The sequence below is a fragment of the Arthrobacter sp. ISL-28 genome, from assembly GCF_018613875.1.
In the GTDB taxonomy this organism is placed as follows: domain Bacteria; phylum Actinomycetota; class Actinomycetes; order Actinomycetales; family Micrococcaceae; genus Arthrobacter.
In genome coordinates this window covers 11,002-36,094 of the sequence record NZ_JAGGPJ010000006.1, presented here as the reverse complement: position 1 = coordinate 36,094, position 25,093 = coordinate 11,002, and the positions used below count along the sequence as shown (strand labels likewise).

Genomic DNA, 25,093 nt, shown 5'->3' with positions numbered 1-25,093 from the left:
ATGAATGCTTCTGGAGCCCAGTCTAGTGTTGAGGGGTGACTCAGACGCCCGGGACCCCAGCAGACCCCCAATCCACCGCAGAGGAAACCCAGGAGCCCAAGGCGGAGGTCGGCGTCGGGCCGTGGGAAGGCGAGTGGCCGGAGGGCGACCACTGGGACCCTGACCTCCTGGCGGACGGGGACCGCCGCAATGTGGTGGACAAGTACCGCTACTGGAAACATGACGCGATCGTGGCGGACCTGGATTCCAAACGCCACGAATTCCATGTGGCCATTGAGAACTGGCAGCATGACCTCAACATCGGGACCGTCGTGCGCACCGCGAATGCGTTCCTCGCCAAGGAGGTCCACATCATCGGCCGACGGCGGTGGAACCGCCGAGGCGCCATGGTCACCGACCGCTACCAGCACGTCCGCTACCACCCCACCGTGGACGAGTTCGTGGCCTGGGCCCGGGGGGAGGGGCTGGCGATCATCGGCATCGACATTTTCCCGGACTCCGTGCCGCTGGAAACCTACGAACTGCCCCGCAATTGCGTCCTCGTCTTCGGCCAGGAGGGCCCTGGCCTGACCCCCGAAGTGCACGAGGCCGCGGAGGCCACCCTTTCGATTGAACAGTTCGGATCCACGCGCTCCATCAACGCGGGCTCGGCGGCGGCGATTGCCATGCACGCTTGGGTGCGCCGGCACGTGTTCGGCCAGCACGTCCAGCTCCGCCAGGATGGTGTGTGAATGCAGCAACTATTACCCGCCTGAGTGACCCGAACAACGGCCCGTGCCAAGAAATGACTAGGATGGTTCGTAGCCGACGAGGTTTACTCCAGGGTCAACCCAACCCGCAGACGAAATTCACTTTAGGAGTCAGCATGCCCATTGCAACCCCAGAGATCTACGCCGACATGATCGACCGCGCAAAACAGGGCGGCTTCGCATTCCCGGCGGTCAACGTCACCTCTTCCCAGACCCTGAACGCGGCCCTCCGCGGCTTCGCCGAGGCTGAGTCCGACGGCATCGTCCAGGTGTCCACCGGCGGTGCCGCATACTGGTCCGGCGCCTCCACCAAGGACATGGTTGCCGGTTCGCTGGGCTTCGCCGCGTTTGCCCGCGAAGTGGCCAAGAACTACAACGTCAACATCGCCCTGCACACGGACCACTGCCCCAAGGACAAGCTGGACGGCTTCGTCCTGCCGCTGCTGGCCGCGTCCGAGGAAGCCGTCAAGGCCGGCAAGGACCCCATCTTCAACTCGCACATGTGGGACGGCTCCGCCGAGACCCTGGACGAGAACCTGCGCATCGGGCGCGATCTGCTGGCGCGGGCTTCCGCCGCCAAGATCATCCTCGAGGTTGAAATCGGTACCGTGGGTGGCGAGGAAGACGGCGTGGAGCACGAGATCAACGAGAAGCTGTACACCACCGTCGAGGACGCCCTGGCCACCATCGAAGCCCTCGGCGCCGGCGAAAACGGCCGCTACATCACCGCCCTGACCTTCGGCAACGTGCACGGTGTGTACAAGCCCGGCGGTGTGAAGCTGCGCCCGGAAATCCTCAAGGACATCCAGGCCCAGGTCGGCGCCAAGATCGGCAAGGACAACCCGTTCGACCTCGTGTTCCACGGCGGCTCGGGCTCCTCCGATCAGGAAATCGCGGACGCTGTTTCCTACGGTGTGATCAAGATGAACATCGACACCGACACCCAGTACGCCTACACGCGTCCCGTGGCGGACCACATGTTCCGCAACTACGACGGCGTGCTCAAGGTTGACGGCGAGGTCGGCAACAAGAAGCTCTACGACCCCCGCGTCTGGGGCGCCTCAGCCGAAGCCGGCCTGGCCGCCCGTGTTGTTGAAGCTGCCCAGCAGCTCGGCTCCACCGGCAAGACCTTCTAAGAATGTCCGACGAGTTCCGCAAGAACCTGATGGGTCCTGAGCCCACGCTCCTGCCTGCCGAGACCGAGGTCTACGAACAGCTGGACGCGGGCCAGGAGGCACTGGACCTCGTGGAAAAGCACCCGACGTCTTCGTTGCTCTGGGCCGTGCTGGCCAAGGAAGCGTGGACTGAGGGCCGCACCATCGACTCCTACGCCTACGCCCGTGTGGGCTACCACCGCGGCCTGGACTCGCTCCGCCGGAACGGCTGGCGCGGCGTCGGGCCCATCCCGTGGGAGCACGAGCCCAACCGCGGGTTCCTGCGCGCACTGTATTGGCTGGGGCGCGCCTCCGCAGCGATCAACGAGGCTGAGGAGCCGGAGCGGATCGAGAAGTTCCTCAACGACTCGGACCCTTCGGCCAAGGCAGCCATCGAGGGTGAAAACCTCAACTGATTTAAGTGCGACGGCGGGCGGCCACCTTTTTTTGAAAGGTGACCGCCCGCCGTCGTTCGTTCAGCTGGTCGAGCCTGTCGAGACCCTTGATTTCGACAAGCTCAATGAGCGGGGACTCAGCTGGCGGCTTTTGCCAAGCCGGTGCGTGCCATGGCGTCCGCGTACACAACATGCATTTCGTCGAGGTACTGCTGCTGGCGGGCCGGTGTGCCGGCGAACGCCCGGCCGCTGAGCGAGCGGACCTTGTAGGTCTTCAGGCCGCGGCGCCAGAGCAGCGGTACCTCGGTCTTAAGCAGGAGTCCGGCAAGCCGGTTGGCTTCGGTGCCGTGGGCCACGATCACGGACGCGCGGGGCACGAGCGCCAGGAACTTCAGCAACGGCTTCAAGCCGGCCGAAATCTGGTCCGGCGTGAACTTGCCGTTCGGCTCGCCCGGAACGTGCCACGGGTGCACGTTCCACGGCATGATGAACTCGGGCCGGAGCCCCAGCTTCCACTGCACACCGAGCATGCGCGTTGCGGCCTCGTCGTCCCCCGGCGTGATGAAGCCGGAGGGCGAGGCAGCGCCGATGTTGGAGTAGAGGCTGATGATGCGGCATTCGTCGACATCGTGCATGGGGTCGACATAAGGCACCTGGGTACCAGGCTTAAGTCCCTGCAGGGAGTCGCACAGCTCATTAACAGCTGCGACATTAGGTTCGTAACGGCGGCTCAGGAGTTGTTCACGGAAAGATTCAGTAGCCATGGCTGTCATGTAAGTGCTGTGTCTCCTGCGGGGATCGGTCACGCTGCCATACCGGAAAGCGGGCGCGCCAAGTCCGGGATGGTTTGAAATGTGGTGTGGATCGATTCCTGGTCGATCCTTATCAGTTTAGCAAGCCACACGAAATGCCGGTTCCGCCCCGGCGCCCCGAGGCCTGAAAGCAAGAGTTCAGCGGCATATCGGCTAAACTTGGGTCGTAAGAGCCCCGGAACTCTTGCGTCTTCGCTCAATGGCCAACGCCATGCGTGCGGGCGATGAACTTCGGGGCATTCTCATGAACGGCGCTGTGCTGTGGCGGATCCACTTGGTGGGTCGGCACTGGGCGGCCCGAACGAATGGGGGAGGATCCCATGCCAGCAATCGTGATCGTCGGAGCCCAGTGGGGCGACGAAGGCAAAGGTAAGGCCACTGACCTGCTCGGCGGCCGAGTCGACTACGTGGTTAAGCCGAACGGCGGAAACAACGCCGGGCACACCGTCGTCGTGGGCGGTGAGAAGTATGAGCTCAAGCTCCTTCCTGCCGGCATCCTGAGCCCGAACGCGGTTCCGATCATCGGCAACGGCTGCGTGGTGAACCTCGAGGCTCTGTTCCAGGAGATCGATGGCCTCGAAGCCCGCGGCGCCGACACCTCTAAGCTGCGCGTCTCCGCCAACGCCCACCTCGTGGCTCCCTACCACCAGGTGCTGGACAAGGTCACGGAACGTTTCCTCGGCAGCCGCGCCATCGGCACCACGGGCCGCGGGATCGGCCCGGCCTACATGGACAAGGTGGCCCGCCTCGGCATCCGCGTCCAGGACGTCTTCGACGAGTCCATCCTGCGCCAGAAGGTCGAAGGCTCGCTGCGCCAGAAGAACGAACTCCTGGTCAAGGTCTACAACCGCCGCAGCATCATCGTGGAGGAGATCGTGACCTACTTCCTCTCCTTCGCGGAGCGGCTGCGCCCCTTGGTCATCGACAGCACCCTCGTACTGAACACCGCCCTCGACGAAGGCAAGGTGGTGCTCATGGAGGGCGGTCAGGCCACATTCCTGGATGTGGACCACGGCACCTACCCGTTTGTCACGTCCTCCAACCCGACGGCCGGCGGCGCCTCGGTGGGGTCGGGCATCGGGCCCACCCGCATTTCGCGTTCCATCGGCATCATCAAGGCCTACACCACGCGCGTCGGCGCCGGCCCGTTCCCCACGGAGCTGTTCGATGAGATGGGCGTGTACCTGCAGAAGACCGGCGGCGAGTTCGGCGTCAACACGGGCCGTCCGCGCCGCTGCGGCTGGTACGACGCCGTCCTGGCCCGCCACGCCTCCCGCGTCAACGGGTTCACGGACTACTTCGTCACGAAGCTGGACGTCCTCACGGGCATCGAACAGATCCCGGTCTGCGTGGCCTATGACGTCGACGGCGTCCGGCACGATGAAATGCCCATGACCCAGACCGAGTTCCACCACGCCAAGCCCATCTTCGAGTACTTCGAAGGTTGGACCGAGGACATCACCGGCGCCCGCACGATCGCGGACCTGCCGGAGAATGCCCGGAACTACGTGCTGGCCCTGGAGAAGCTGTCCGGCACACGCTTCTCGGCAATCGGCGTGGGCCCGGACCGGGACCAGACCATCGTGGTCAACGACCTCATCAACGACTGACACCACGCTCTTTCCATAGAAGTACGACGGCGGCGGGCCACCTTTATCAGGTGGCCCGCCGCTGCCATACGTTCTCCCTGGTCAAATGAATCTCCGGGTGCGCGTAACCAACGGTCCTCCTGCCGCGATTACGTAGGTGTAAGCGCCGGGACGGTCGCCGCCCCCATCGGCTTCCGCCCCGGCCTTCAACCAACCAAAGGATGTTTTTTTCTTATGAAGAGTGTTAGCAAGACCACCAAGATTGCTGTCGGCGCCGCCATCATCGCTGTCGGAGGTTTCTCCAGCATCGGGCTGGCGAATGCAGCCCAGGTTGCCAGCTCACAGCATGCAGAGGTGACCCCCGCTACGCCCGCCGTTCCCGCTACTTCCGAGGCCCCGGCTGTGCCCGCAGTTCCGGCGTCCCCGTCCGTCAAGTCTGACGCTGACGCTGACGCTGCGACGGACGACGACTCCGCTGAGGCCAAGCTTGACGCTTCAGGCGCTGACAGCAACGCCAAGGCCGAGCTGAAGGCAGCGATCCCCGCTACCCCCGCCGTTCCCGGTGGTGCAGGCGTTCCGGCTACCCCTGCCACCCCGGCTGTCCCGGATGTTTCGGAGCAGGTTGGCAAGCCGGCCGCGCCGTCGGTGTCTGCCGATGCCGAGGTCCGCGCTGAGGCAGACGCTTCTGCGGACCTGCCGAAGTCCGGCAAGTAACAAGGGACTTCCCGACTAGGGGCTTACGGTGTGCGGCGGCTAGGCTTACTACCGCCGCACACCAGCAGCAAGGGAAGGACAGCTCCTTGGCAGCTCAGCTGACCGATGACGAATTGTCGGCAGCCCTTGCCGGCGAACCTTCCGGCTTCAGCGCCGTCTACAGCACCATGTCGCCCGCTGTGCTCGGCTATTTCCGGGCCCGCGGCGTGGATGATCCCGAAGCGTTGACACAAGACGTGTTCGTGGATGTCCTTCCAAAACTGACGGGTATCAAAGGCGGCCACGCTGGCCTCCGGACCTTCCTTTTCTCCATTGCACATGCCCGGCTCGTGGACTACCGCCGCCGGTCCGCCAGAACTCCGCAGCTGACGGAATACGACCCGTTGCAGGACAGGCGGTTTTCGAACTCTGCCGAGGACGACGTCCTCGGCTCGCTGGGTGGCATCTCGTCCACCCTCTCCATGCTCAACGACGAGCAACGGGAGGTCCTGATCCTGCGGATCGTCGCGGACCTCTCCGTCGAACAGGTGGCCGGCATCATGAACAAGACCCCGGGCGCCGTCAAACAGCTTCAGCGGCGCGGGCTCATCGCCTTGCGCGAACTCGTCAAGGATAAGGACCACACGCCATCATGAGTGCCACGCCGACGGGCCGGGAAGACGGCGAGATCCAGGCGATTCTCCGCGATTCCGGCTTCGAAGAGGACGCTGATCTCCGCAGTACGCTGGAAGACCTGCGTGCACTCGCGCTGGAGGGACCGCCGGAACCCCGAGCGGACCTCAGGGCCCTGCTAACGCCGGGGGTGTCCAGCCTTGAACCAGCCTGCCGCAGGAGGCAGCGCAGGATGGGCGTTGTCGTCGGCGCCGCCGTGGTTGGAGCGATGGGCCTCGGTGCCGGCGCCGTTGCCGCCTCCAGCGAAGATTTCCGCCGTAGTGTGGGCCACACCGTGGTGCAGTTTTTCCCGGCCGCTGATGACGCCACCGCTCCCAAGAAGGCTGACGTTGTGAGTCCTTCACCAGCGGATGTGCCGGTCCTGCCGATGCCCTCGCCTGCTCCCTCGACGACGGGGGCCGCGTCGCCCACCGAGGCGTCACCAGGCCAGACCGCCCGTGTGACCCCGCGCGCCCCCGGCAACGGAATAACCCTTCCGGGTGACACACGGACCAAAGGCCGAGCGGTCTCGTCGCAGTTGCCGGACGTCCCTGGCACGAGCCCGAAGCTGCCGTCAGACCCGCGGACAGCGGTCCCCACCCAGCCGGCGCCCATCGAGCACCCGACCCCGGCTAAGCCGTAAAGCCACGATGGAAAAACTTTTCAATCTTTTTTTGAGATCCGAGTAACCTGGCGAGCGTTCCCGACGATTACCTCTATGAAAGAGCCGGGCTGGAAGGTGTCCCCCATCAGTTTCCAGCCCGGCACTTTCACTTTCCCGGTGCCGCAGCCATTCATTCATTTGTTCGGTAAACCGGACGAAACGCCGCAGGCGTAGGCTAGATGCATGGCACACGTTAACGATCCAGCAGTCATCGAACGCCTCATGCGAACCAAAGGGACATGGGCCATCGTCGGTCTCAGCACCAACCAGTGGCGGTCGGCCTATGACGTGGCCCTGTATGTCCGCGACCGCATGGGGATGGAGATCATCCCGGTTAACCTGCATGGGGACGACGTCCATGGGGAAAAGGGGTACCGGTCGCTGGCCGAGATTCCGCAGGAAAAGCACCCGATCGACGTCGTGGAGTGCTTTGTGAACTCCCAGAAGGTGGGACCTGTCATCGATCAGGCAATCGCGGTGGGAGCCAAGGCGGTTTGGCTTCAGCTGGGTGTTTTCGACGACGCCGCCGTAGAGCGTGCCAAGGCCGCCGGGCTGGACGTCGTGGTGAACTCCTGTCCTGCCCGCGAAGGCTGGCACTTCGGGCTCTAAGCTGGCAACTGGTGCTGTGATCAGGCCTTCATAAACTCCGGGTAGTGGCGCTCGGTCACATCAGGATGGGCGCGCATCCGCCCCTTGAGCATGTTCAGGCCAAAGGAGGCGAGCATCGGGTTGGCGGGGTCATCGGAAATCCCGCGGGCCTCTGCCTTCAGCTTCGGTGGAAGGGGTACCGGATCGATCACCGCGTCCAGCCGTGGCGACCAGAAGAACGGTACAGAGTAACGATCCACACCTGGGGGCGGTGCCTGCACCCGGTGGATGGTGGCGGCCAGGTAGCCCTCGGTGGCCACTTCCAGCATTTCGCCAAGGTTCACCACAAGAGCTCCGGGAAGGGGTTCCACGGGAACCCATTCGCTGGCTCCGGGCGGAAGTACTTCCAGTCCGCCCACATCATCCTGAAGCAGGAGGGTGACAAAGCCGTAGTCCGCGTGCGATCCGACACCCTGATCGCCTGCCGCTTCCACCACCCCGCCGACGTAGTGCACCAGCTTGCCCATCCACGCCGGTGTATCCCGGAAGGGTTCGTCAAAGTAGTCCTCCGGCAGCTCGAGGGAGACGGCGATCGCCCGCAATAGTTCATTCCCCACCTTGGACATCAGCTCCGCCCAGCCCATCGCCGCCGGCTCCAGCTCGGGCAGCGCTTCATCCGGCCACATGTTGGGGCCCTGGAGGAGCCAGTACGGCTGCTCAGGGGGATAATCCGTGACGGGTTCGCGGTCAGGGGAGTAGTCGATCTGCTCCCGTGCGTCCGCCCTTCCCTGCGTGATTTCCGTCCCCATCCGGGTATAGCCGCGGAAATGCGGCGAGAGCCGGTTATCCAGCTTCATCCGCTCCTCGAGGGGCAGATCAAAGAAGCGCTTGATGATTGCCAGCAGATCCTCTGCCTGGCCAGGAGCGCCCCCGTAGCCGGTGACTTGGAAGAAGCCAACCCGGTGCGTGGCATCGCGGAGCTGCTCAATGAATTCCGGACTGAATGACCCATCGGCCTGACGTGCGGCGCCCAGGTCCAGCACGGGTATGGTCTCCTGAACAGGTGACATGCTCGCAGACTAGCACCGTGGAAGAAGGCTTTGTAGGCTCGCTGCATGGATCCAGCTGAATTGAGGGAAATCTGCCTGTCGTTTCCCGGTGCCTTCGAGGACTTTCCCTTCGGCCCGGAAACATCCGTCTTCAAAGTCCGGGCGGCAGTATCCGGAGGCGCCCGGCAGGAGGCCAAAATGTTCGCGGCGTCCACGATGGATCTGGCCGACTGGTCGGTGAGCCTCAAGTGCGAGCCCGCGCTGGCCGAGCAGCTCCGGGCGGCGCATCCCGAAATCACCGGCGCGTGGCACATGAACAAGACACACTGGAACGGCGTCCGGCTCGACGGTTCCCTGCCTGATTCCATGATCCGCGACATGGTGGAGGATTCCTATGACCTCGTGGTCGCTTCACTGAGCCGCAAACAGCGGGAACAACTCGGTTGGGCCCGGCTGGTGGGCAATGACTGAAAAGCGTCTGGCTCGAGGTGAACTCAACTATCCGGGCATCGGTTCCACAGAGGACGGACCCCCGCCGAAGGGTTTCCCGTGCCTGGTGACGCAGGCGTACCTCGGTGAGGGCCTCGCCACGTACCGCAGGGTGGCCCAGGGCATTCTCACCTGGGAACTGCAGCGCCGGTCCGGCCTGAAGGTCCGGACCGAGTCCGACGTCGTGGTTCCCGGCGCGCGCGTGGTGAGCGGATTCGGCGTCGGGCCGTTCCGTATTACTCTCTGACACACGGTTGTCACGAGCTAACAAGGAGATCCGGATCTGCTTTGGGGGATCCTTGTTAGCTCGAGGCAACCGGACTCCTGAAGCACCTGGCGAGCAGTGGGCAATGCGGCCAGTGCATCGCCAACCGCCCCCGCCCCTCGCTCCTTTTAGCACCGCGCATCCGCTTCTGCATGCACTCGCCAGAGTGCGTGGGAGAAAAAAATTGCAGCCCGAAGGCTGCAATGGCTTGGCCACTTGTGGCCGGATACTGGTCACTGATGTCCAGTGATAGGAAGCGAGTGGGCTGGCTGGGCGCTCTCAGCACCTCTGCAGCAGCGAAACTAGCCATCAACGCAGCGGAAAGCCGGACTGTCCCGCTGCGGGCTGTTTCTGGGCTATCGCTGGTCACCTTCCGCCCAAACTGGCCCGTTGTCGGTCAGCGCTGTTTTTGCTGGACGAAATGAGGTCAATCTTGACCGGTCTTGGTCCAGTTGTGGGCAGGTATTGGGCGTGGCGCGGAATGCTGGCCAGATTTCGGCCGGATGAGGCACCTGGTCGCCACAGAGGTCGCCGAGCACTATCTGGTGCAGGTCTGGCCAGCAGAATAGCGATCTTTCGTCGTCCGAAGTATCAGCGTGTCGGATCGATCATGGTCATGCCCGCGACGTTCGCGGTGTCAAGGCGTGGCAGCATGTCAGCCGCCTCGTCCAGGCCGATGATGCGCTCGATGAGCTTCTGAGGTTCAAGTGCCCCTGATTCGATCAGGGCCAGCATCCCTTGGTAGTCTGCCACGGGCATTCCGTGGCTTCCGAACACGTCCAGTTCCCATGCGATCACGCGGGCCATGGGCACGCGGGGGTGACCCTCAACGGGCGGTAGTAGGCCGACCTGGACGTGCCGGCCGCGGCGGCGAAGGCTCAGGAGCGCGTCGGCGCAAGTCTGCTCGCTGCCGACGGCGTCGATGGAAACATGGCTTCCTCCCGCGATCGCGTGGACCTGTGCCGGGATGTCTGAGCCGTCCGCGACCAGGACGTGGTCGGCGCCGAGGGAAGCCGCCGCATCGAGGGCGCCTGTGTTCCGGTCGATGGCGATGACCTTGCCGCCGAGCGCCTTGGCGATCATGACGGCACTGAGCCCCACACCGCCTGCCCCCACGATGGTGACCCATTCTTCGGCGACGAGGCGGGCCCGTCCGGTGAGTGCACGGTAGGCGGTCGCGAAACGGCAGCCCAGGCTGGCCGCTGCCTCGAAGCTGACGCCTTCGGGGATTGCCACGAGATTGGTGTCCGCGGCGTGGATCATGACTTGTTCGGCAAAGGAACCCCAGTGGGTGAAGCCTGGCTGTTGCTGCTCCGGGCAGACCTGCGCGTTGCCGGAGAGGCACCACTCGCAGGCCCCGCAACCCTCGACAAAGGGCGCTGTCACGCGGTCGCCGACAGCCCACCGCGTCACACCGGGACCGACAGCGGCGACGACGCCGGCGAACTCGTGGCCAGGGACGTGGGGCAGTGCGATCTCGTCATGACCGGCCCAGGCGTGCCAATCGCTGCGGCACAGCCCGGTGGCGGCGACGGTGATCACCACGCCACCTACCGGCACTTTTGGTTCTTCAACTTCTTGAACCGCCAGCGGCCCAGCGATCCGGTCCATGACAATCGCGCGCACATGTCCTCCACATACTTTGGTTCGCCCCGCTCCGATCGGTGGGGGTCTGGCGACATCCTCGCACGCCGCGTTGACTCAGTGAAACTTACTGCGGCCGGTGGAGCGGCAGGAGGGTCAGGCCGATGTCATGTGCCGCACCAAGAGCAATCCAACCGGAGTGACGTTCGAAGCATGGGTCAAGAAATGACAGGTTCCGGTGAAGTTTTCGGGACCTTCGCGGAGACCGTTGAAGAGCTTGCGTCCGTGGACTGCTCCTGACTCTGAATCGAAGAAGACATGAGCGGCTGTTTGTCGCACGCGCCGCACCTTCGCCGCGTGCCTACGCTAGCCTCGTTGACGACCAGGATTCGTCTTGGGTTTGAGTTTGAGTCCCACAGCTCCCCCACCTGACTGCACCACGCTGGGTGGAACATCACGCCGGTCCTCGTAGCGTAAACCTGCCCGGGGCCGATTAGCGGGGCGTTATCGGCCGGGTGGTACCCCATGCCGGGCTCTTCCTTCACGAGCACACCCATCTCGTCGGCGCGTTTGTAGGCCAGGGCCACGCTGTTCTTCGTCCGCTTCTTCGGGTGACCAAGGCGGAGGCCGCCGCCCAGGCTGAACTTCCCAATGCGCCCATCTGGAAGGGCATGACTTTCAAAGGCGTCGTCGTTGACGAATCCGAGATCTGCGTTGACCGCACCTGGGCTCCAGGAGGAGGTCCGGATAAGCTCGGCGGGAACGCCGGCTACGTCGTCGTCAGCTTTCCCGCGGTCACACTGGGCAAACCACAGGACGAAACCTGTGCAGGCTATGCACCAGCAGCTGCCAAGGCACCCACCGAGGTCGAGGTGCCCTCTGCGGTAGCCAATGATCCAGGTCTTCTCGTCAGCACCACGTTCGGAGATAAGTGGCCGCTGACAGTTCCTTACGTCGTGGCCCACTGTGAGGACATCACGGTAGCCGGCCGCCACCTGCAGGTGGCCACCGTCGTCGATGCTCCGGACGGCAAGACGTACGCAGCCAATGGCACAGCCAAGGATCACGGCAACTATCTCGACATTGATCCAATCTGGGCGGCGAATCCGGGTGTCTCCGGTCTGAAAATCAACATCAGCCCTGTCATTGATGCGGCTCTTGCACTTTGCAAATGACCTCGCCAGCCTCTGTTGCCTGCGGTGTTACCTAGCAACTCCAAGGCAAGACCATAACGCTGGGCACCTAGGACCTCAGACTTTCACGCGGTCCAAAAAGGTGCGGGTGCGCTCCTTCCGTGGGGAGGAAAATATCTCCACCGCCGGCCCCTGTTCGCCGATGACACCCGACTCCATGAATACAACCCAATCCGCAACTTGCTCTGCGAACCGCATTTCGTGAGTGACGATTACCATGGTCAGCCCGTCAGCGGCCAGTTCAGCCATGACTCGAAGGACCTCGTCTATCAGTTCGGGATCAAGTGCCGAGGTTGGTTCATCGAAGAGTACGACATCCGGTGACAGGGCCAGGGAGCGGGCGATGGCCACACGTTGCTGCTGGCCTCCCGAAAGCTGATAGGGATATTTCGAAGCGTGCTCGCCCATCCCGACCTTGCGGAGCAATGTAAGTCCGTGTGCCTTAGCTTCGGACCGTGACATCCGACCGAGGTCAACGGCGGCGAATATGACGTTGTCCAGAACCGTCTTATGTGGGAAGAGATTGAACTGTTGGAAGACCATACCGATGTGCTGCCTTTGGGCGGCGATGACTGAGTCGGGAGATGGTACATAATGTCCGGTCTTTGTTTTCCCGTAGCCGACGGGTTCCCCTTTGAACAGGACTTCGCCCCCATCGATGCTTTCCATCGCGTTCAATGTGCGGAGGAAGGTGGTCTTGCCGGACCCCGAGGGTCCAATGATGGCGATCACCTCCCCCTTGTGGACGTCCAAGTCAACACCGCCCAGTACTCGGGTACTCCCGAAGCTTTTGGTCGTGCCCCTTGCCGAGAGAAGGACTTCTCCGTGGTGCTCCTTTTTCTCACGCCCGATTTGCGCTGGAAGTAGGACGGGCTCGGATGCAGATGAAGTTACTGCAGAACGGCGATTGCCAACGTCAAGTCGACGCTCGAGCAGCTTCAACCCGCCGTCGAAGACGGTTACGAGCATTACGTAGAACACCGCAACCACTAGGAGAGTTTCAAGCACTTTGAAGTTCTGGTTATACAACCGTTGTCCCACCATCAGGAGTTCGGTAAGCGCGATAGCTGAGACCAGAGACGTAAGTTTGATGATCGTCACAAGTTCATTGCCAAGGGTCGGCAGAGCTACACGGAACGCCTGGGGGATTACAACGTGGAGCTGTACAGAACGCCATCTCAGACCCAGTGCCCTGGCAGCTTCTCCCTGGCCCTTTGCTACAGAAAGAATGCCGCCGCGGTGAATTTCGGAGATATAGGCGGTTTCAGAAAGCACTAATGCGATCAAGCCGGCGACAAAGGGATCTCCGACAATCGGCTTTAGCTCGGGAAAAGCCGAGGGTGCGTTGTAAACGAAAATTAGCAAAACCAACAACGGCAGACTGCGGAATAACCACACATAGGTCCCTAACGCGGCTGACAACACCCGAAACTTTGACTGCCGGCCAAGAGCTACGAGCATGCCCAGAACCGTGGAGATCATCCACGCCAACAACGAAAGTTGCACAACCTTCAGAGCAGCCTCCCAAAATGGGCCATACCCCAGCAGGCTTATCGTGTATTTCCAATCCATTTTTAACTCCTGCTCTCTGGCGTATCGCTATTTGCCGAGAATCTCGGAGACCTGGGATTCATCCGGTTCCTCGAGGTTGTAGGTGGACAGAAGCTTCTGATAGGTACCGTCCTCTTTGAGGTCCTTAAGCCCCTGTTCAAGCTTCCCCTTGAGCTCGGTGTTGCCCTTGGTAACGGCGAGGCCTACCGGAATCGGATACAAAAGTTTGGTGCTAGTAACCTTCACGGCACCCTGTGTGCTCTCACTGACGCGACCCGCCACAGCCGCATCGCTGATCTGCGCGTCCACCTGGCCTGAGACCAAAGCTTGGGTTGCCTCCGGGTCAGGCACGCGCATCGATGGCGGCTCGCCCCGATTCCACGCACTTACCGGCCTCGGCTTCAAGATTCTTGCTGGGAACGCCGCCCTTAATAACGGCGACTTTTTTGCCACAAAGATCACCAATATCAGACAACTTTTCGCCGGACGCCTTGGTCAGGATGGAGCTTCCAGTCGAGAAGTAGGGGATGTAGTCGACTTCCTTGGCTCGCTCTGCAGTGATGTAAAGCGCGGAAGCAATTACGTCAAAGCTCCGCGACTTCAACCCGGGGATTAGTTGCTCGAAGCGTGTGTCCTTGTAGTCGACCTTCATATGGAGTTTGTCCGCGATGGCTTTGGTGATGTCCGGGTCGAACCCGGCAGGAGTTGATCCCTCGAAGTACGCATACGGGGGGTAGGTCAGGTCGGACCCTACGACGAGCGACTGGCCTGCCGACCCGCTCGAAGCGTCACTGCTTGAGCAAGAAGCCAGAAGAAGGCAGGCAGCCGTTGCGCCGGCAGCGATTGCGAAGTTTCGGCCGAGCGACCCGGCGGACGTCCGACTAGATAGGGGAGTCCGTGTCATGCGGATCACAGTAGCGATTGTTCAGCAATCACGTCAATGCCCGAGCCGAAATTCTTTCCTGCCCCACCATCAAGCCAGGCGTTATGCGGGTGTGGACCTGCTTTCTTGCCGGTTGGAGCGCTCTGTGCTTTGATTAGAACCAAGCAGGATTGTTCAGCAAAAAGGAGTTATCGTGAGTAATGCGACTTCCGGCCAATCGCAAGTGGCTGGATCTGCCGACGTTCTGACCGCCGATCGGGTGGCGGCCGCTTTGCGAGATGACATACTCCGCGGAGTCCTGAAACCTGGTGCACGACTGAAGGACTTTGAGCTCGCAGAACGCTTCGACGTTTCTCGGAACACCCTCCGAGAAGCGGTGAAACAACTAGGGACCGCGGGCCTGGTTACAACTCGACTGAATGCTGGAAGCGCTGTTCGTCGACTATCAGAAGCCGATGCCCGTGAGATCTACATAATTCGCAGAACTCTCGAGCTCTCCGGCGTTGACAGCCTTTCCCGCGCTGGAGAGGCGCAGATGCTGAACATCTCTGCCGCAATCGAGGAAGCGAGGCGAGCAGCTGCGGAAAGTGATTGGAGTGAGCTAAGTACTGCGAGCTTGCGCTTTCATCAGGCCGTCGCTGCACTGAACGGCTCAGCAAGGCTGGATGCCTTTTTTGCGAATGTTCTGGCACAGCTTCGACTGGTCAACTGGGTGATGACGGATGAACCTTCGTTCCAAATGCAGTGGGTAGATAGAGACAAGGGCATCGCGGACCTGCTGCTGCAGGGCAACCGCCACGAGGCGCACATCAAGTTGAGCCGGTATCTCGATGACTCCGAAGCCCTCATTATCAACGCCATTCGCCGTTCACCTGATGGACTGGCGTCTGCATCTACATCCAGCTGACCAAACCAATGAAGTAAGTTCCTGCCCTTAGCAACGCATCAGGCTAGGGATGCTCTCGAGTAGGTCATTAGGCCAGCAGCCCCGATGGCTCTGGGGAGGCAGCGGGCGCTGGCTCGCTGCCCCCAGCCACAGGATCAAAGGCATTTGTCCGTCATGAACTTGGCTTCGTCATGAGGCCACCATCGCTGAACTCCAGGGGTGGAAAATTGAAAGGAAGAGCATGGCAAACTATCGCGCAGAGGCTGCGGCGACGGAAATTTTGTACGGGGATACTCCAACAGCTTTCGGGGTTCCTTCCGTTGACCCTGCAGACCTGCATGGAATCGACATCGCAATCAGTGGTGTTCCGTGGGAAGGCAGCCCCACGTGGGCAGGATGGACGGGCTGCATCATCGCGCCGAAGACCATTCGTGATGCGTCGGTAAGACTGAGCGGTTTTCAGCCCGAATATGGCATCGACGCTTTCGAATGGCTGACTTTGGGCGACTGCGGCGATGTTGTCGTCAATATGCAGGATCAGCCTGGAAGTTTTATCAGCATCGAGCGCCACATTGCGAAGATCATCAACGGCGGCGCATTCCCTCTAACCTTCGGCGGTGACCATTCGATCGCCTACCCGATTGTCAAGGCCATCACCGAGACGACCGGCAAGCGCATTGGTGTTGTTCATCTTGATGCTCACTTTGATAACAAGGACGTTTACGAGGGCGACCGGTTTGCCCGGAATTGCCAGTTCCACCGGATGGCAGAACTCGACTTGGTAGACCCCACGACCATCGTTCATACGGGAATCCGGGGACCTCGAAACACCAAGGGCCAATGGGAGTATGCGCGAGAAGTCGGGGCTCAGATCCTGACCATCAATGACGTTCGCGATCGTGGCATTGAGGCCATTATCAAGGAAGCCCACGCGCTCGCCAGCAAAGGCACGGACGGAGTGTATGTCTCGATTTGCAGCGACGTTATCGAAGCAGCCTTCAACCCTGGCGGTCCGCCTGACCCGAACGGTCTCACCACCTACGAGCTCTTCCGTGCTGTCCGCTACCTGGGACAGCAGTCCAACCTTGTTGGCTACGATCACTGTGAAGTGCTACCCCCGCTCGACCCCACGTCCCTGGCGTCGCATACGGCCGCTTGGGCAGCTATCTACATGCTCGGTGGCATGGCTTCGCGTCTCAAAGAAGACCGGGAACAGGGTGACAAGTCCATCTCCTTGACCGAAAGCACTATTAATGCCTGACCATGCTGATGTCCAGGGATCAGGCAGGCCCTCGGGCCTGCCTGGCACTGGCGACGTCGTAGCTGCCAGTGCGAGAGTCGCGAAGTGGGTTCATCAGACACCCCTGATGACCAGCGCCAGTATCGATCAACTCTGCGGCCGGCAGGTCTTCTTTAAATGCGAGAATCTCCAGCGCACCGGTTCCTACAAAGTGCGAGGAGCCACGAATCACATTGTTGCCTTACGGGAGCAGCTTGGAGATCAGTTGACGGGAGTTGTCGCCGCTTCCAGCGGCAACCATGGGCAGGCCGTCGCCTACGTGGCCCGCATGCTCCGGATTCCTGCAACGATCGTGGTCCCCAAGGACATCTTGGGGGTCAAGCTATTTGGCTTGCGCGCCCAGGGCGCTCACATCGAGATGATCGATGGGGGGAGTGACGACCTCAATGCGGCCTCGACCGCAATTGCCCGTTCAAGTGGGTATCACGAGATTCCACCCTACGACCATGCGCTGACAATTGCAGGTCAATCAACATGCTTATATGAAGCTGTCACTCAGCAGAACATGACCGAACTTGACGTTGTTTTGTGCCCTGTTGGCGGTGGAGGCCTTACGGCAGGTACCGCACTGGCCCTCGAAGCAACTCATTCGCCGGCACGCCTGATTGCCGTCGAGCCAGAGGGAGCCGACGACACGTACCAATCCTGGAAGCTGGGCCGCCGCATATCTATTGAAGGGCCAGCAACAGTCGCCGATGCCCTTCGATCGAACAGCCCAGGGGAACTCACATTCGAAATTATGAGGCGCCGCCTCCACTCCGTCGTGACGGTGAGCGACCAGGAGATAAATGCTGCCATGCGTCTTATCTGGGAGCGACTCAAATTGGTGGTTGAACCTTCCGGTGCCGTTCCGCTGGCGGGTCTGCTAAACCGAGATATCCCAGGAGGCGGACCAGCCCTTGTAGTTTTGACCGGGGGCAATGTCGAGTTCCCGTTACCCCAGCCACTGCCGGAAGACAGTCGTAGCCGGATGGGCACAATAGCCACCCTGCAATAATGGTCAACTAACAGAATGGAGTCGCTATGAGAATAGCGGTCGCTCAATTTACGTCCACTCCAAACGTTCGGTCTAATCTCGATGTCTGCGTGGAATTCATTCAGGATGCACGGGAATCCGGGGCGTCACTCGTGGTTTTCCCCGAGGCATCGTTGTGCCCGCCTCCTGGAGAATTCGATCCGGCAGCGGTAGCCGAGCCGATCGACGGCCCGTTTGTAGCTGGGTTGCGCACCGCGGCGCGGGACAACGCTATCGGTGTTGTCGTCGGAACTTTCACGCCTGGCCCCGAAGGGCGCCCTTACAACACCGTAGTTGCAATCGGAGACGATGGGTCGTTGATGGGCCGCTACGACAAGCTCCATCTGTACGATGCGTTTAACGTCCAAGAATCAAAGCAAATCACCCCTGGGCCTCATCCCGACAGTCGCGGCGAACTCCTCACCTTTCAAGTCGGGGACATTACCTTTGGCGTTGCGACTTGCTATGATCTGCGATTTCCTGAACTCTTTCGTGCTCTTATTGACACCGGTGTTCAGGCAATTATTCTTCCCGCCGCATGGATGACGGGATCCTACAAAGAGGTTCATTGGAAGACGCTAACGGCAGCAAGGGCGATTGAGAACACTGTCTACGTCATAGCGGCCAATCAAGGCCCGTTTTGGAGTGTTGGGAACAGCAGCATCATCGATCCTGTTGGCAGAGTCGTTGCCCAGGCTGGCGACAAGCCGGAGTTAATTACCGCGGTTGTAGATGCTGAAGAGGTACGACTTGCGCGAAGGCTGAACCCGTCCGTGAACAATAGAAGGTTCCATGTGCAATTACGCAACAATCCTCTGATACAGCCCACGTAAAGGCTTAAACGAACTATCACACCCGCAACGTCAATCTATCCGATCCGGAGATCCAATTCTTGTTCGCCGAGACCAATACATTTTAGGAAGAGAATAAAAATGGCTACCTATATTGCCGGATCCAAAAACCCGGCCCCAGCTGGCCCGTACAGTCATGCAGTGCAGGCCGGACCCTTTATAGCCACCGCCGGACAAGTAGGCGTGGATCCGCGGACAAGCCTGCCGGTAGGAGAGGGTGTTGCAGAACAGACACGCCAGGCTATTCGCAATCTCGCTGCCGTCTTGGAAGAGTCCGGTGCAGACCTCACATCGATCTTCCGAGTGGGAGTGTTTCTCACCGATGAAGCAGACTTCGAGGTTATGAACGCGGTGTACCGTGAAATGATGCCATCCCCCTTTCCCGCAAGAACCACCGTATTCGCTAAACTCATGCCAGGGCTTAAGGTGGAAATCGATGCCCTAGCATACGCCAATGTTCCCGGTGCTGGCGCCGGAGCAACAACAACGGCGGCAGCGACGAACTCACAAGCACCGAGAACATGAACAACGCTCCCCACGGCGCCCGATTCGGCCACGTCAATGTAATTGCCGCCGATTGGCGGCGACTCGCTGACTTCTATCAGCGAGTCTTCGGGTGCGAAGTTGTCCCGCCAGAGCGCGACCAAGGCGGTCCGGATCTTGAGCGGGGAACCGCTGTTCATGGGGCGGCGTTGCGTGGCGTGCACATGCGACTCCCAGGTACCGGCGACACCGGACCGACCCTTGAGATCTACACGTACCGTGAGAACGTGGAGGGTGGTACGCCGACAGCCAATCGTACCGGCTGGGGTCATATCGCGTTCATGGTCGACGACGTAGACGCCGCGCGGGAATCCGTGCGTAAGAACGGTGGGGCGAGCGTCGGCGACATTGTCACCTTCCAAACGAGTGATGGTCGTCAAGTCACGTGGTGCTACGTTAGCGATCCGGAAGGCAACTTTATCGAGCTGCAAAACTGGTCCACTCGCAGCTAGCCAAAGCGTTCTTCCCACACCTCCAGATGATCAGGATCGTTAAAGGCCATTGGTTTGTGGAGGGACGTCGAGATGTCAGCATCCGGCTGACCTGCATCAACATCTACTTCTATTCGTCCCACTCGGACGCCGATAACCTAGATTATGACAAGCTGAGGCGAAGAGGGCCCCTGATCAGTGCTGCAAACCTCCGGTGGACGACCGACTAACGGGCTGGGACGAAGGACAGCTCATCGTGCCTCGCAATGCCAAAGTACTGGCCGGGTTACCGCGATCTGCGGCTAGGGTGTGTTGCTAAACCCCTTTGAGGTCCGGATGCGGTTGTCTGGGGTGGTGGGCAATCGTTCTCTGGTATCTGATGAGGTGTGGGCCGTGATCGGGCCGTTGTTTCCGGCATGGAAAGGCAACGGGCGCCCGGTCGTGGACCGCCGTCTTGTCGTGGAGGGCACGGCGTGGAAATTCCGGACCGGGGCGCCCTGGCGGGATCTTCCCGAGCGATTCGGGAATTGGAACACGGTCTTCAAGAACTTCGACCGCTGGGCCAAAGACGGCACTTGGACGAGGGTGCTCGAACATGTCCAGGCCCGTGCCGAGACCCTCGGCGACCTTGACTGGATCGCGTCAATTGACTCCACGATCGTGCGCGTCCACCAGCACGGTGCGACACTTCCCCGCCACACAGGGGGAGCTCTCGAATTACATGAAACTCGGCCTTGAACCGCCTGACCATGCGATCGGACGCTCCCGCGGCGGACTGACGTCTAAGCTTCACATGGCCACTGGCAAGGGGCGGATGCTCTCAGCCGTCCTGACCGCCGGCAACATCAACGACATGACCATGATGGCCGCCACGCTGGAACAGATCCGGGTTCCGCGCCCGGGACGGGGAAGACCGCGCACCCGCCCGGACCGGCTCCTGGCAGACAAGGGCTACACTTCCAAGGCCAACCGCACCTGGCTGGCCGACCGAGGCATCAAGGCAACCATCCCGGAGAAGTCCGACCAAACGGCCAACCGGAAACGGAAGGGCTCCTCCGGCGGACGGCCGCCAGCGTTCGATGCCGAAGCCTACAAGGGACGCAACGTCGTAGAACGTGGATTCAACCGGCTCAAGAACTGGCGCGGTCTGGCCATGAGATCCGACAAGACCGCCCGCAACTTCCTGGCCGCCGTTCAGCTCGCAGCATCACTCGCTTGGCTAGGAGCCAGCTTTAGCAACACACCCTAGGGCGGTGCTTGGACGCCGTATCCGGTCACGGCGATCTCGTTGTCCTCTATTGCCTGGCGAAACGCCGGCGACATGAGCACGTCGTAGTCAGAGCTACGGACCTTAGACCCCTCGTCGCACGGGTTGTTCCCGGCTGGATGCACGGCCCATTCGCTAAGACCCTGCGGGAGCTAGCGGACGGCATCGATCAAGTGTTGGAGTTTGTCATCGATTGGCACGCTGAAGCTGTCGAGGAACGGCTGGTTATGGGCAACTCGTCCGTGAGAGCTCAGCTGCTGTCGGCCGTAATCAGTCCAGGCTCGAAGTTCGACGTGATACTCCTCTGCAAGATGCAGCGTGGCGTCGAATATGTCCTCTCGCCCACCATCAGCAAGGCAGTGCCAGTCCAGATGGGTAACGCGTATGCCAGCCTCGAGCGCCTTCTCGAGCTGTGCCCGGAACTCGACCGCCACATCGTCTGTCCGCGCCTGCGCCAAGAGTTCTGTTCGGTGGTCGATGGCGCGAGCAGCCCATCCCGCTGAATACTGCCGCCTCCAGTGAGTGGCGACCATGCCGAGTCCGGGAAGTCTCGGGTCAATGTCAGATGTACCCCAACGTGGATTTCCGTGTGATCGCGAAGGGTGGTCAGCGCCAAGTCACTCCCTGGGCAGACGACCATGACACTGCCAGATGCGGCCACGCCGTGTTCGATCGCCTCAATCGCGGGCTCTACCGCTTCTGGATAGATTCCGATGTCGTCAACGTTGATTAGCAAGCTCCGCATCCGAACATTATTGGCGGTGAGTGTTCGGGCTTTTCTGCCGAGGAAGAGGATTGTACCGGCGATGATTACTGGTGCAGCTGCTGCTGGGAGGAATCCCCATTGCAGTGAACCGGCAAGAACCAGTCCCAGCAAGGCTATGGATACCGGTTCCAGAATGACTCTGGGCAGTTCAAGTACGGAGCTTACCCGCCCCAGTAGGTGGCTCGGGCGGCGGGTCTGAATGAACGTTAGGCGTGCCTGCAGCTGTGCTGTAGGCACGCCTACCCCAAACCAGGGCAAGAATGATGGCTCTTAGCTCTGACTCGAAGTCACCGTGCAGTCCCTGTGTCAGTGGGAGAAGTTTGCTGAGATTTCGGCGAGGGTGCGCCCCTTCGTCTCAGGCGCGAGCCATTGCGAGAGGACTGCGCCGAGTAATGCGACGGCGGCGGCTACGACCATGGTTGCGCCCATGCCGATGTTGGCGATCGCCCATGGCAGGGCGAAGGTGCCGAGTGCGGCTCCGATGCGGCTGAAGGACGCGGCGAAGCCCATGCCGACGCCACGCAGGTGGCCGGGGAATACCTCGGCCGGATAGACCTGGGTCATCGTGGTGTAGCCGGCATTGAAGTAGGAGAAGGCGAGAAACAGGACGAGCACGAGGATCGCTGGTGCGTTCCCCCAGACTCCGATGACCAGCAGGATGCCCGCGCAGAGCCACTGCCCGGGCACAGTGAGGATTCGGCGACCGAGCTTGTCAATCAGAAGTACGCTGGTGACAACGCCCGCGACCGCAAGTGCGGACAGGCCGACTCCACCGGCCCAGCCGCCGCCGAAGCCGAATTGGTTGAGCACCTCGTCGGCGAAGGTCGCGATCGCGAAGTACGGAGTGACCGCGCAGAACCAAAAACCTGCAGTGAAGACGGTGGCGCGCCAGTACTGCCTCGAGAACAGCATTCCGAAGGAGGCGTTCTTGATTTTGGTCCCACTCTTCGCGGCTTGGGCCTCCTGGATCATCCTCAGATCCATCTCTCCGGTGATGCTGTCGTGCATCTGGGGCGATTCGATATATCGGTGTGCGATCGCGAGTGCTTCATCGTGCCGTCCCTTCGTAATGAGCCAGCTCGGCGATTCGGGGAGGCCCAAGCGGGCGAGGAACAGGACGAGTGCGAGTATCGCGCAGGTGCCGAGTACGAGGCGCCATGGGGTGCCGGCGTCGTGCAGGAGCGTGCCGATGATGAATGCCGCCATGAAACCGACGTACCAGGCGATCAGGGTCAGCCCGAGCAACCGCCCGCGGAGCTTTGGAGGGGAGAACTCTGATAGCAATGGCCCACCGATTGAGTACTCGCCGCCGATCGCGACGCCCATTAAGAACCGGATGGCGGCCAGCTGGATCACGGCCCCGTCTCCGGAGGTTATGAAGAACTGGGCCGCTGAGGCGACCAGGAACAGGCCCATGTCCACGAGGAACATGGGCTTGCGTCCGAACTTGTCGGTAGCCCAGCCGGCCAGCGGGGAGCCGACGAAGATACCAACCAGCGGGCCTGCAGCGATCATGCCCAGAGATAGTGCGTCGAGCTGGAGATCTGACCGCATGGATCCGGTGACGGGGCCGATGATTCCGAGGATGTAACCATCGAGGAACATCCCGCCGATGAAGACAGCGACAAGCCGCACCATGAAGCGGCGTTTGAACTTGGAGCTGGTCTCTTTTGATATGGAGGTGTCGACGGAGGCCGTCGTCCCGGTCGGATAGATCATAGAGATTTGTTCCCTTCTGACGTCAGCGCAAACCGCTGACGCCGTTTCCTAGACGCACCGACAGCCGCAGCCCTTAGCGACCGGTGGACGATGCCGACTGGCTTGACGCCAGCCGGTATTGCCGCGCAGGACTCGCGAGATGATTTCGGCGTCGTCATGTATCACTGCTCTTCGAGATGGATACAGGAAGGCCTTGGTTTCCACCCTCGCGCCGAACCATCGAGATCAAACCTCGAGACCGGGTCGGCAACGTGTGACATATGACTCATATACCAGAGAACTCTAAGGGTCCCATCCTCATCCGGTCAAGTGTTTGATATGTTAATTGGTTGTATCCGTCGGCTCACCGGGGTCTGTCTGAACCGGCGCAGGTTCCGTGCCGCAGTCATACGAGTTGCGGGGACGCGTAGTGGACCGCCTCGAATTCGGCCGGCGTGGCCATTTGCGATGGCTGCCGTGGACCTGCAGGGGCGAAGCCCGCAACACGTTGGCCAGGGCAGTGTTCTTCAACCGGCTCCGCGAGATCCGCGACCGTTCCTTCGAACAGCAACGCTACGTGCCAGCGGACTGAATCTGCTCACCGGCGGGATGGACTCGTCCACGCGCTCAGCCTAAGGGACCAGGACCAAAACGGACCTTCGCTGCGCTCCGGCCCGTCACAAGCAAGCGGCGAGTCGCGGGTGGTCCTGATTCAAGCCGTCACACCGGTCTTGAATCACGTTGACATATTCATCGGGCCGCGACTCGCTTAACTGCTATCGCTGCGGTTCTGCAGATCGATCGCCGTCGGGATCATGCTTACGTCTAGAGGGCTCCAAACTTCTGACGCAGCTCTTGTAGCTTTTCATCGAGCGTGACCTCGTTTAAGTCCAAGATCATTACGTCGCCAACCAGTGGCCGAAATCCGATGTCACTCCAAACCCTTCTGAGCTTGGACTCAGCGCTCTTCCGGGCCGACCCGTCTGAATCGTCCATGGGGGCCGGATAGGTCGCTACGAAGTCGGCACCGGGGCTTAGTGAGCTAATGACTTCTGCAGCAAACCAGCGGCCAATGCCTCTCCCCTCCACCCTTTTGCCATCTGTACCCTGTTGAGGATAAGAAAATCTTGCCCAAAACCCTCGACCTCATCCTCGACTTCTTCGGTTGGGCATCCGGACACAGGATCAATGACGGCCGCGCTAACGGCGTGCAGATCAGGCTCCAGCGAATCTAAGATGTCGAAGACCGCTGGCTCACCCAGACGGCACTTCACGACGTGTGCATGACCGACAATTTGGGCATCGTCCTCATCCTCGAGGTCAGCGCTGTCGTCAGCGAAGTAGACGGCAGCATGCCACTGTTCCACTAGGCGCTGCTCCGGAAAGCTGAGTTCCCTTCGCGAGTTCAACTCGATGCGGAGCTGACCGCCGTTCTCTCCATCCACAATCCCTGAAAGGTCCATTTGGGAATGCTAAGCGTTGAGTCGATTAAGCCTTGCCACTATAAAAGTGCGTCAACCCGGTAGGAGCAACACTTAACCTTGGCGGCGGGAAGGCGCACCGTAATCCAGGGCATGCAGGAAGCTAGAGTCGCTAACGGTAACGGACGGTTGGCACCCAAGTCATTGCGCAGAACCGAACCTGATGGTGAAAGCCTCTGATTTTGTCTCGTCTCCAGCACAAAGAAATGGAGGGTAGGAGGTCTGTTCCTCTGGTCCCATGATGGTCACAGTGCCCCCATCTCTGCTGAGATTGACGTTGTTGTCACCTTCGGCCAGGGTCGGAAATCCCGGTTGACCTGGTCCTGGGCCATTCACAAAAAGAAAACTGCAGTCTTTCGGCGAACCGTTCACGATCTGAACCGGCGTTCTGAGGGGGAAGGTCACATCTACCGGACGATTTACTGAATGACCGTCGATATCCACCACGGCAAATGTTCCATCATCGGTGTCTTTCAAGGTCATCACCACCGTTGGCGGAGGGGGTTTGGGGTTGGGGTTGGGGTT

At 60.9% G+C, this 25,093-nt stretch carries 28 protein-coding genes and 2 pseudogenes; 19 read left to right on the top strand and 11 right to left on the bottom strand.

Annotated features, from left to right (window positions below):
* Nucleotides 1–35: 35 nt before the first annotated feature.
* From J7E80_RS04105 to J7E80_RS04095, 3 genes are all read left to right on the top strand, one after another.
* Nucleotides 36–731, top strand: a complete 696-nt coding sequence (locus tag J7E80_RS04105) for an RNA methyltransferase (protein ID WP_215050214.1) — start codon at nucleotides 36–38, stop codon at nucleotides 729–731.
* Nucleotides 732–865: 134 nt separating this feature from the next.
* Nucleotides 866–1,885 (top strand): class II fructose-bisphosphate aldolase, encoded by a 1,020-nt coding sequence (fbaA, locus tag J7E80_RS04100; protein WP_215050213.1) that lies wholly within the window; start codon nucleotides 866–868, stop codon nucleotides 1,883–1,885.
* Nucleotides 1,886–1,887: 2 nt separating this feature from the next.
* Nucleotides 1,888–2,319, top strand: coding sequence for a DUF3151 domain-containing protein (locus tag J7E80_RS04095; protein WP_215050212.1), 432 nt, complete (start codon nucleotides 1,888–1,890; stop codon nucleotides 2,317–2,319).
* Nucleotides 2,320–2,435: 116 nt separating this feature from the next.
* Here the strand turns inward: J7E80_RS04095 and J7E80_RS04090 are convergent, their stop codons facing one another.
* Entirely contained in the window at nucleotides 2,436–3,071 is a 636-nt protein-coding gene (locus J7E80_RS04090; protein ID WP_215050211.1) for a uracil-DNA glycosylase, read from the bottom strand.
* Between the two features lie 359 nt (nucleotides 3,072–3,430).
* Here J7E80_RS04090 and J7E80_RS04085 point away from each other — a divergent pair, with 359 nt between their 5' ends.
* The 5 genes from J7E80_RS04085 (at nucleotide 3,431) to J7E80_RS04065 (ending at nucleotide 7,337) form a co-directional block, all read left to right on the top strand.
* Complete coding sequence (locus J7E80_RS04085; RefSeq protein WP_215050210.1) at nucleotides 3,431–4,720, top strand: adenylosuccinate synthase; 1,290 nt, start codon at nucleotides 3,431–3,433, stop codon at nucleotides 4,718–4,720.
* A 213-nt stretch (nucleotides 4,721–4,933) separates the two neighbouring features.
* Nucleotides 4,934–5,413, top strand: coding sequence for a hypothetical protein (locus J7E80_RS04080; RefSeq protein WP_215050209.1), 480 nt, complete (start codon nucleotides 4,934–4,936; stop codon nucleotides 5,411–5,413).
* Nucleotides 5,414–5,499: 86 nt separating this feature from the next.
* Nucleotides 5,500–6,048, top strand: coding sequence for an RNA polymerase sigma factor (locus J7E80_RS04075; RefSeq protein WP_215050208.1), 549 nt, complete (start codon nucleotides 5,500–5,502; stop codon nucleotides 6,046–6,048).
* Nucleotides 6,045–6,707 carry a hypothetical protein gene (locus J7E80_RS04070; RefSeq protein ID WP_215050207.1) on the top strand — a complete coding sequence of 221 codons (663 nt, stop codon included), beginning with the start codon at nucleotides 6,045–6,047 and terminating at the stop codon, nucleotides 6,705–6,707. The genes J7E80_RS04075 and J7E80_RS04070 overlap by 4 nt, the downstream gene beginning before the upstream one ends.
* 204 nt (nucleotides 6,708–6,911) lie before the next feature.
* The gene (locus J7E80_RS04065; RefSeq protein WP_215050206.1) at nucleotides 6,912–7,337 is read left to right on the top strand and encodes a CoA-binding protein; all 426 of its coding nucleotides are present in this window, start codon (nucleotides 6,912–6,914) and stop codon (nucleotides 7,335–7,337) included.
* 20 nt (nucleotides 7,338–7,357) lie between these two features.
* Here J7E80_RS04065 and J7E80_RS04060 read toward each other — a convergent pair whose 3' ends face one another.
* Nucleotides 7,358–8,386: an isopenicillin N synthase family oxygenase gene (locus tag J7E80_RS04060; protein WP_215050205.1), complete on the bottom strand. Its 1,029-nt coding sequence runs from the start codon at nucleotides 8,384–8,386 to the stop codon at nucleotides 7,358–7,360.
* A 45-nt stretch (nucleotides 8,387–8,431) separates the two neighbouring features.
* Here J7E80_RS04060 and J7E80_RS04055 point away from each other — a divergent pair, with 45 nt between their 5' ends.
* Nucleotides 8,432–8,836, top strand: coding sequence for an MmcQ/YjbR family DNA-binding protein (locus tag J7E80_RS04055; RefSeq protein WP_215050204.1), 405 nt, complete (start codon nucleotides 8,432–8,434; stop codon nucleotides 8,834–8,836).
* A complete protein-coding gene (locus tag J7E80_RS04050; protein ID WP_215050203.1) occupies nucleotides 8,829–9,101 on the top strand; it encodes a DUF1990 family protein in 273 nt (90 codons plus the stop codon). The genes J7E80_RS04055 and J7E80_RS04050 overlap by 8 nt, the downstream gene beginning before the upstream one ends.
* 609 nt (nucleotides 9,102–9,710) lie before the next feature.
* Here the strand turns inward: J7E80_RS04050 and J7E80_RS04045 are convergent.
* Nucleotides 9,711–10,745, bottom strand: a complete 1,035-nt coding sequence (locus J7E80_RS04045; RefSeq protein WP_215050202.1) for a zinc-dependent alcohol dehydrogenase family protein — start codon at nucleotides 10,743–10,745, stop codon at nucleotides 9,711–9,713.
* Nucleotides 10,746–11,314: 569 nt separating this feature from the next.
* Here J7E80_RS04045 and J7E80_RS04040 point away from each other — a divergent pair.
* The gene (locus J7E80_RS04040) at nucleotides 11,315–11,878 is read left to right on the top strand and encodes a DUF2511 domain-containing protein (protein WP_311380760.1); all 564 of its coding nucleotides are present in this window, start codon (nucleotides 11,315–11,317) and stop codon (nucleotides 11,876–11,878) included.
* A gap of 75 nt (nucleotides 11,879–11,953) precedes the next feature.
* Here the strand turns inward: J7E80_RS04040 and J7E80_RS24215 are convergent, their stop codons facing one another.
* From J7E80_RS24215 to J7E80_RS04025, 3 genes are read right to left on the bottom strand one after another with little or no spacing between them, the layout of a single operon-like run.
* Complete coding sequence (locus tag J7E80_RS24215; RefSeq protein WP_215050201.1) at nucleotides 11,954–13,468, bottom strand: amino acid ABC transporter permease/ATP-binding protein; 1,515 nt, start codon at nucleotides 13,466–13,468, stop codon at nucleotides 11,954–11,956.
* 27 nt (nucleotides 13,469–13,495) lie between these two features.
* Entirely contained in the window at nucleotides 13,496–13,804 is a 309-nt protein-coding gene (locus tag J7E80_RS04030) for a transporter substrate-binding domain-containing protein (protein ID WP_251036441.1), read from the bottom strand.
* Nucleotides 13,791–14,351, bottom strand: coding sequence for an ABC transporter substrate-binding protein (locus J7E80_RS04025; RefSeq protein WP_215050199.1), 561 nt, complete (start codon nucleotides 14,349–14,351; stop codon nucleotides 13,791–13,793). The genes J7E80_RS04030 and J7E80_RS04025 overlap by 14 nt, the downstream gene beginning before the upstream one ends.
* A 172-nt stretch (nucleotides 14,352–14,523) precedes the next feature.
* On the opposite strand from J7E80_RS04025, the gene J7E80_RS04020 reads away from it, so the two are divergent.
* The 7 genes from J7E80_RS04020 to J7E80_RS03990 all read left to right on the top strand — a co-directional run bounded on the left by J7E80_RS04020 (nucleotide 14,524) and on the right by J7E80_RS03990 (nucleotide 20,605).
* The gene (locus J7E80_RS04020) at nucleotides 14,524–15,237 is read left to right on the top strand and encodes a GntR family transcriptional regulator (RefSeq protein WP_215050198.1); all 714 of its coding nucleotides are present in this window, start codon (nucleotides 14,524–14,526) and stop codon (nucleotides 15,235–15,237) included.
* A 220-nt stretch (nucleotides 15,238–15,457) separates the two neighbouring features.
* Nucleotides 15,458–16,477 carry an agmatinase family protein gene (locus J7E80_RS04015; protein WP_215050197.1) on the top strand — a complete coding sequence of 340 codons (1,020 nt, stop codon included), beginning with the start codon at nucleotides 15,458–15,460 and terminating at the stop codon, nucleotides 16,475–16,477.
* Nucleotides 16,470–17,513 carry a threonine/serine dehydratase gene (locus tag J7E80_RS04010; protein WP_285291799.1) on the top strand — a complete coding sequence of 348 codons (1,044 nt, stop codon included), beginning with the start codon at nucleotides 16,470–16,472 and terminating at the stop codon, nucleotides 17,511–17,513. Before J7E80_RS04015 ends, J7E80_RS04010 begins: the two co-directional genes overlap by 8 nt.
* Before the next feature lie 26 nt (nucleotides 17,514–17,539).
* Complete coding sequence (locus J7E80_RS04005) at nucleotides 17,540–18,364, top strand: carbon-nitrogen hydrolase family protein (protein ID WP_215050195.1); 825 nt, start codon at nucleotides 17,540–17,542, stop codon at nucleotides 18,362–18,364.
* Between the two features lie 99 nt (nucleotides 18,365–18,463).
* Entirely contained in the window at nucleotides 18,464–18,907 is a 444-nt protein-coding gene (locus J7E80_RS04000; protein WP_215050194.1) for a RidA family protein, read from the top strand.
* Nucleotides 18,904–19,377: a VOC family protein gene (locus J7E80_RS03995; RefSeq protein WP_215050193.1), complete on the top strand. Its 474-nt coding sequence runs from the start codon at nucleotides 18,904–18,906 to the stop codon at nucleotides 19,375–19,377. Before J7E80_RS04000 ends, J7E80_RS03995 begins: the two co-directional genes overlap by 4 nt.
* A 315-nt stretch (nucleotides 19,378–19,692) precedes the next feature.
* Nucleotides 19,693–20,605 (top strand): IS5 family transposase gene (locus J7E80_RS03990; protein ID WP_396020724.1). Its coding sequence is split into 2 segments (ribosomal slippage): nucleotides 19,693–20,069 and nucleotides 20,068–20,605, totalling 915 coding nucleotides; the frame shifts between segments, so codons are not numbered across the junction.
* Nucleotides 20,606–20,775: 170 nt separating this feature from the next.
* Here J7E80_RS03990 and J7E80_RS24565 read toward each other — a convergent pair.
* From J7E80_RS24565 to J7E80_RS03975, 3 genes and pseudogenes are all read right to left on the bottom strand, one after another.
* Nucleotides 20,776–21,156 carry a ChbG/HpnK family deacetylase gene (locus J7E80_RS24565; protein WP_215050192.1) on the bottom strand — a complete coding sequence of 127 codons (381 nt, stop codon included), beginning with the start codon at nucleotides 21,154–21,156 and terminating at the stop codon, nucleotides 20,776–20,778.
* Nucleotides 21,156–21,368 (bottom strand): annotated as a pseudogene (locus J7E80_RS24560) (ChbG/HpnK family deacetylase); the annotation flags it as partial. The pseudogene J7E80_RS24560 and the gene J7E80_RS24565, both read right to left, overlap by 1 nt.
* A gap of 327 nt (nucleotides 21,369–21,695) precedes the next feature.
* Nucleotides 21,696–23,108 (bottom strand): MFS transporter, encoded by a 1,413-nt coding sequence (locus tag J7E80_RS03975; protein ID WP_215050191.1) that lies wholly within the window; start codon nucleotides 23,106–23,108, stop codon nucleotides 21,696–21,698.
* A 382-nt stretch (nucleotides 23,109–23,490) separates the two neighbouring features.
* On the opposite strand from J7E80_RS03975, the pseudogene J7E80_RS23655 reads away from it, so the two are divergent.
* Nucleotides 23,491–23,699: pseudogene (locus tag J7E80_RS23655) on the top strand (Tn3 family transposase); the annotation flags it as partial.
* A 422-nt stretch (nucleotides 23,700–24,121) separates the two neighbouring features.
* On the opposite strand, the gene J7E80_RS03965 reads toward J7E80_RS23655, so the two are convergent.
* Nucleotides 24,122–24,550 carry a hypothetical protein gene (locus J7E80_RS03965; RefSeq protein WP_215050189.1) on the bottom strand — a complete coding sequence of 143 codons (429 nt, stop codon included), beginning with the start codon at nucleotides 24,548–24,550 and terminating at the stop codon, nucleotides 24,122–24,124.
* Between the two features lie 159 nt (nucleotides 24,551–24,709).
* Nucleotides 24,710–25,093: hypothetical protein (locus tag J7E80_RS03960; RefSeq protein WP_215050188.1), on the bottom strand; the 384-nt coding region annotated here is incomplete at its 5' end.

Bases quoted from the DNA above. Each gene is read 5' to 3' on its own strand.
- fbaA (WP_215050213.1), top strand. From the start codon at position 866: ATGCCCATTGCAACCCCAGAGATCTACGCCGACATGATCGACCGCGCA.
- J7E80_RS04095 (WP_215050212.1), top strand. From the start codon at position 1,888: ATGTCCGACGAGTTCCGCAAGAACCTGATGGGTCCTGAGCCCACGCTC.
- J7E80_RS04090 (WP_215050211.1), bottom strand. From the start codon at position 3,071: ATGACAGCCATGGCTACTGAATCTTTCCGTGAACAACTCCTGAGCCGC.
- J7E80_RS04085 (WP_215050210.1), top strand. From the start codon at position 3,431: ATGCCAGCAATCGTGATCGTCGGAGCCCAGTGGGGCGACGAAGGCAAA.
- J7E80_RS04080 (WP_215050209.1), top strand. From the start codon at position 4,934: ATGAAGAGTGTTAGCAAGACCACCAAGATTGCTGTCGGCGCCGCCATC.
- J7E80_RS04070 (WP_215050207.1), top strand. From the start codon at position 6,045: ATGAGTGCCACGCCGACGGGCCGGGAAGACGGCGAGATCCAGGCGATT.
- J7E80_RS04065 (WP_215050206.1), top strand. From the start codon at position 6,912: ATGGCACACGTTAACGATCCAGCAGTCATCGAACGCCTCATGCGAACC.
- J7E80_RS04060 (WP_215050205.1), bottom strand. From the start codon at position 8,386: ATGTCACCTGTTCAGGAGACCATACCCGTGCTGGACCTGGGCGCCGCA.
- J7E80_RS04055 (WP_215050204.1), top strand. From the start codon at position 8,432: ATGGATCCAGCTGAATTGAGGGAAATCTGCCTGTCGTTTCCCGGTGCC.
- J7E80_RS04050 (WP_215050203.1), top strand. From the start codon at position 8,829: ATGACTGAAAAGCGTCTGGCTCGAGGTGAACTCAACTATCCGGGCATC.
- J7E80_RS24215 (WP_215050201.1), bottom strand. From the start codon at position 13,468: ATGGATTGGAAATACACGATAAGCCTGCTGGGGTATGGCCCATTTTGG.
- J7E80_RS04030 (WP_251036441.1), bottom strand. From the start codon at position 13,804: ATGCGCGTGCCTGACCCGGAGGCAACCCAAGCTTTGGTCTCAGGCCAG.
- J7E80_RS04025 (WP_215050199.1), bottom strand. From the start codon at position 14,351: ATGACACGGACTCCCCTATCTAGTCGGACGTCCGCCGGGTCGCTCGGC.
- J7E80_RS04015 (WP_215050197.1), top strand. From the start codon at position 15,458: ATGGCAAACTATCGCGCAGAGGCTGCGGCGACGGAAATTTTGTACGGG.
- J7E80_RS04010 (WP_285291799.1), top strand. From the start codon at position 16,470: ATGCCTGACCATGCTGATGTCCAGGGATCAGGCAGGCCCTCGGGCCTG.
- J7E80_RS04005 (WP_215050195.1), top strand. From the start codon at position 17,540: ATGAGAATAGCGGTCGCTCAATTTACGTCCACTCCAAACGTTCGGTCT.
- J7E80_RS04000 (WP_215050194.1), top strand. From the start codon at position 18,464: ATGGCTACCTATATTGCCGGATCCAAAAACCCGGCCCCAGCTGGCCCG.
- J7E80_RS03995 (WP_215050193.1), top strand. From the start codon at position 18,904: ATGAACAACGCTCCCCACGGCGCCCGATTCGGCCACGTCAATGTAATT.
- J7E80_RS24565 (WP_215050192.1), bottom strand. From the start codon at position 21,156: ATGGTCGCCACTCACTGGAGGCGGCAGTATTCAGCGGGATGGGCTGCT.
- J7E80_RS03975 (WP_215050191.1), bottom strand. From the start codon at position 23,108: ATGATCTATCCGACCGGGACGACGGCCTCCGTCGACACCTCCATATCA.
- J7E80_RS03965 (WP_215050189.1), bottom strand. From the start codon at position 24,550: ATGGACCTTTCAGGGATTGTGGATGGAGAGAACGGCGGTCAGCTCCGC.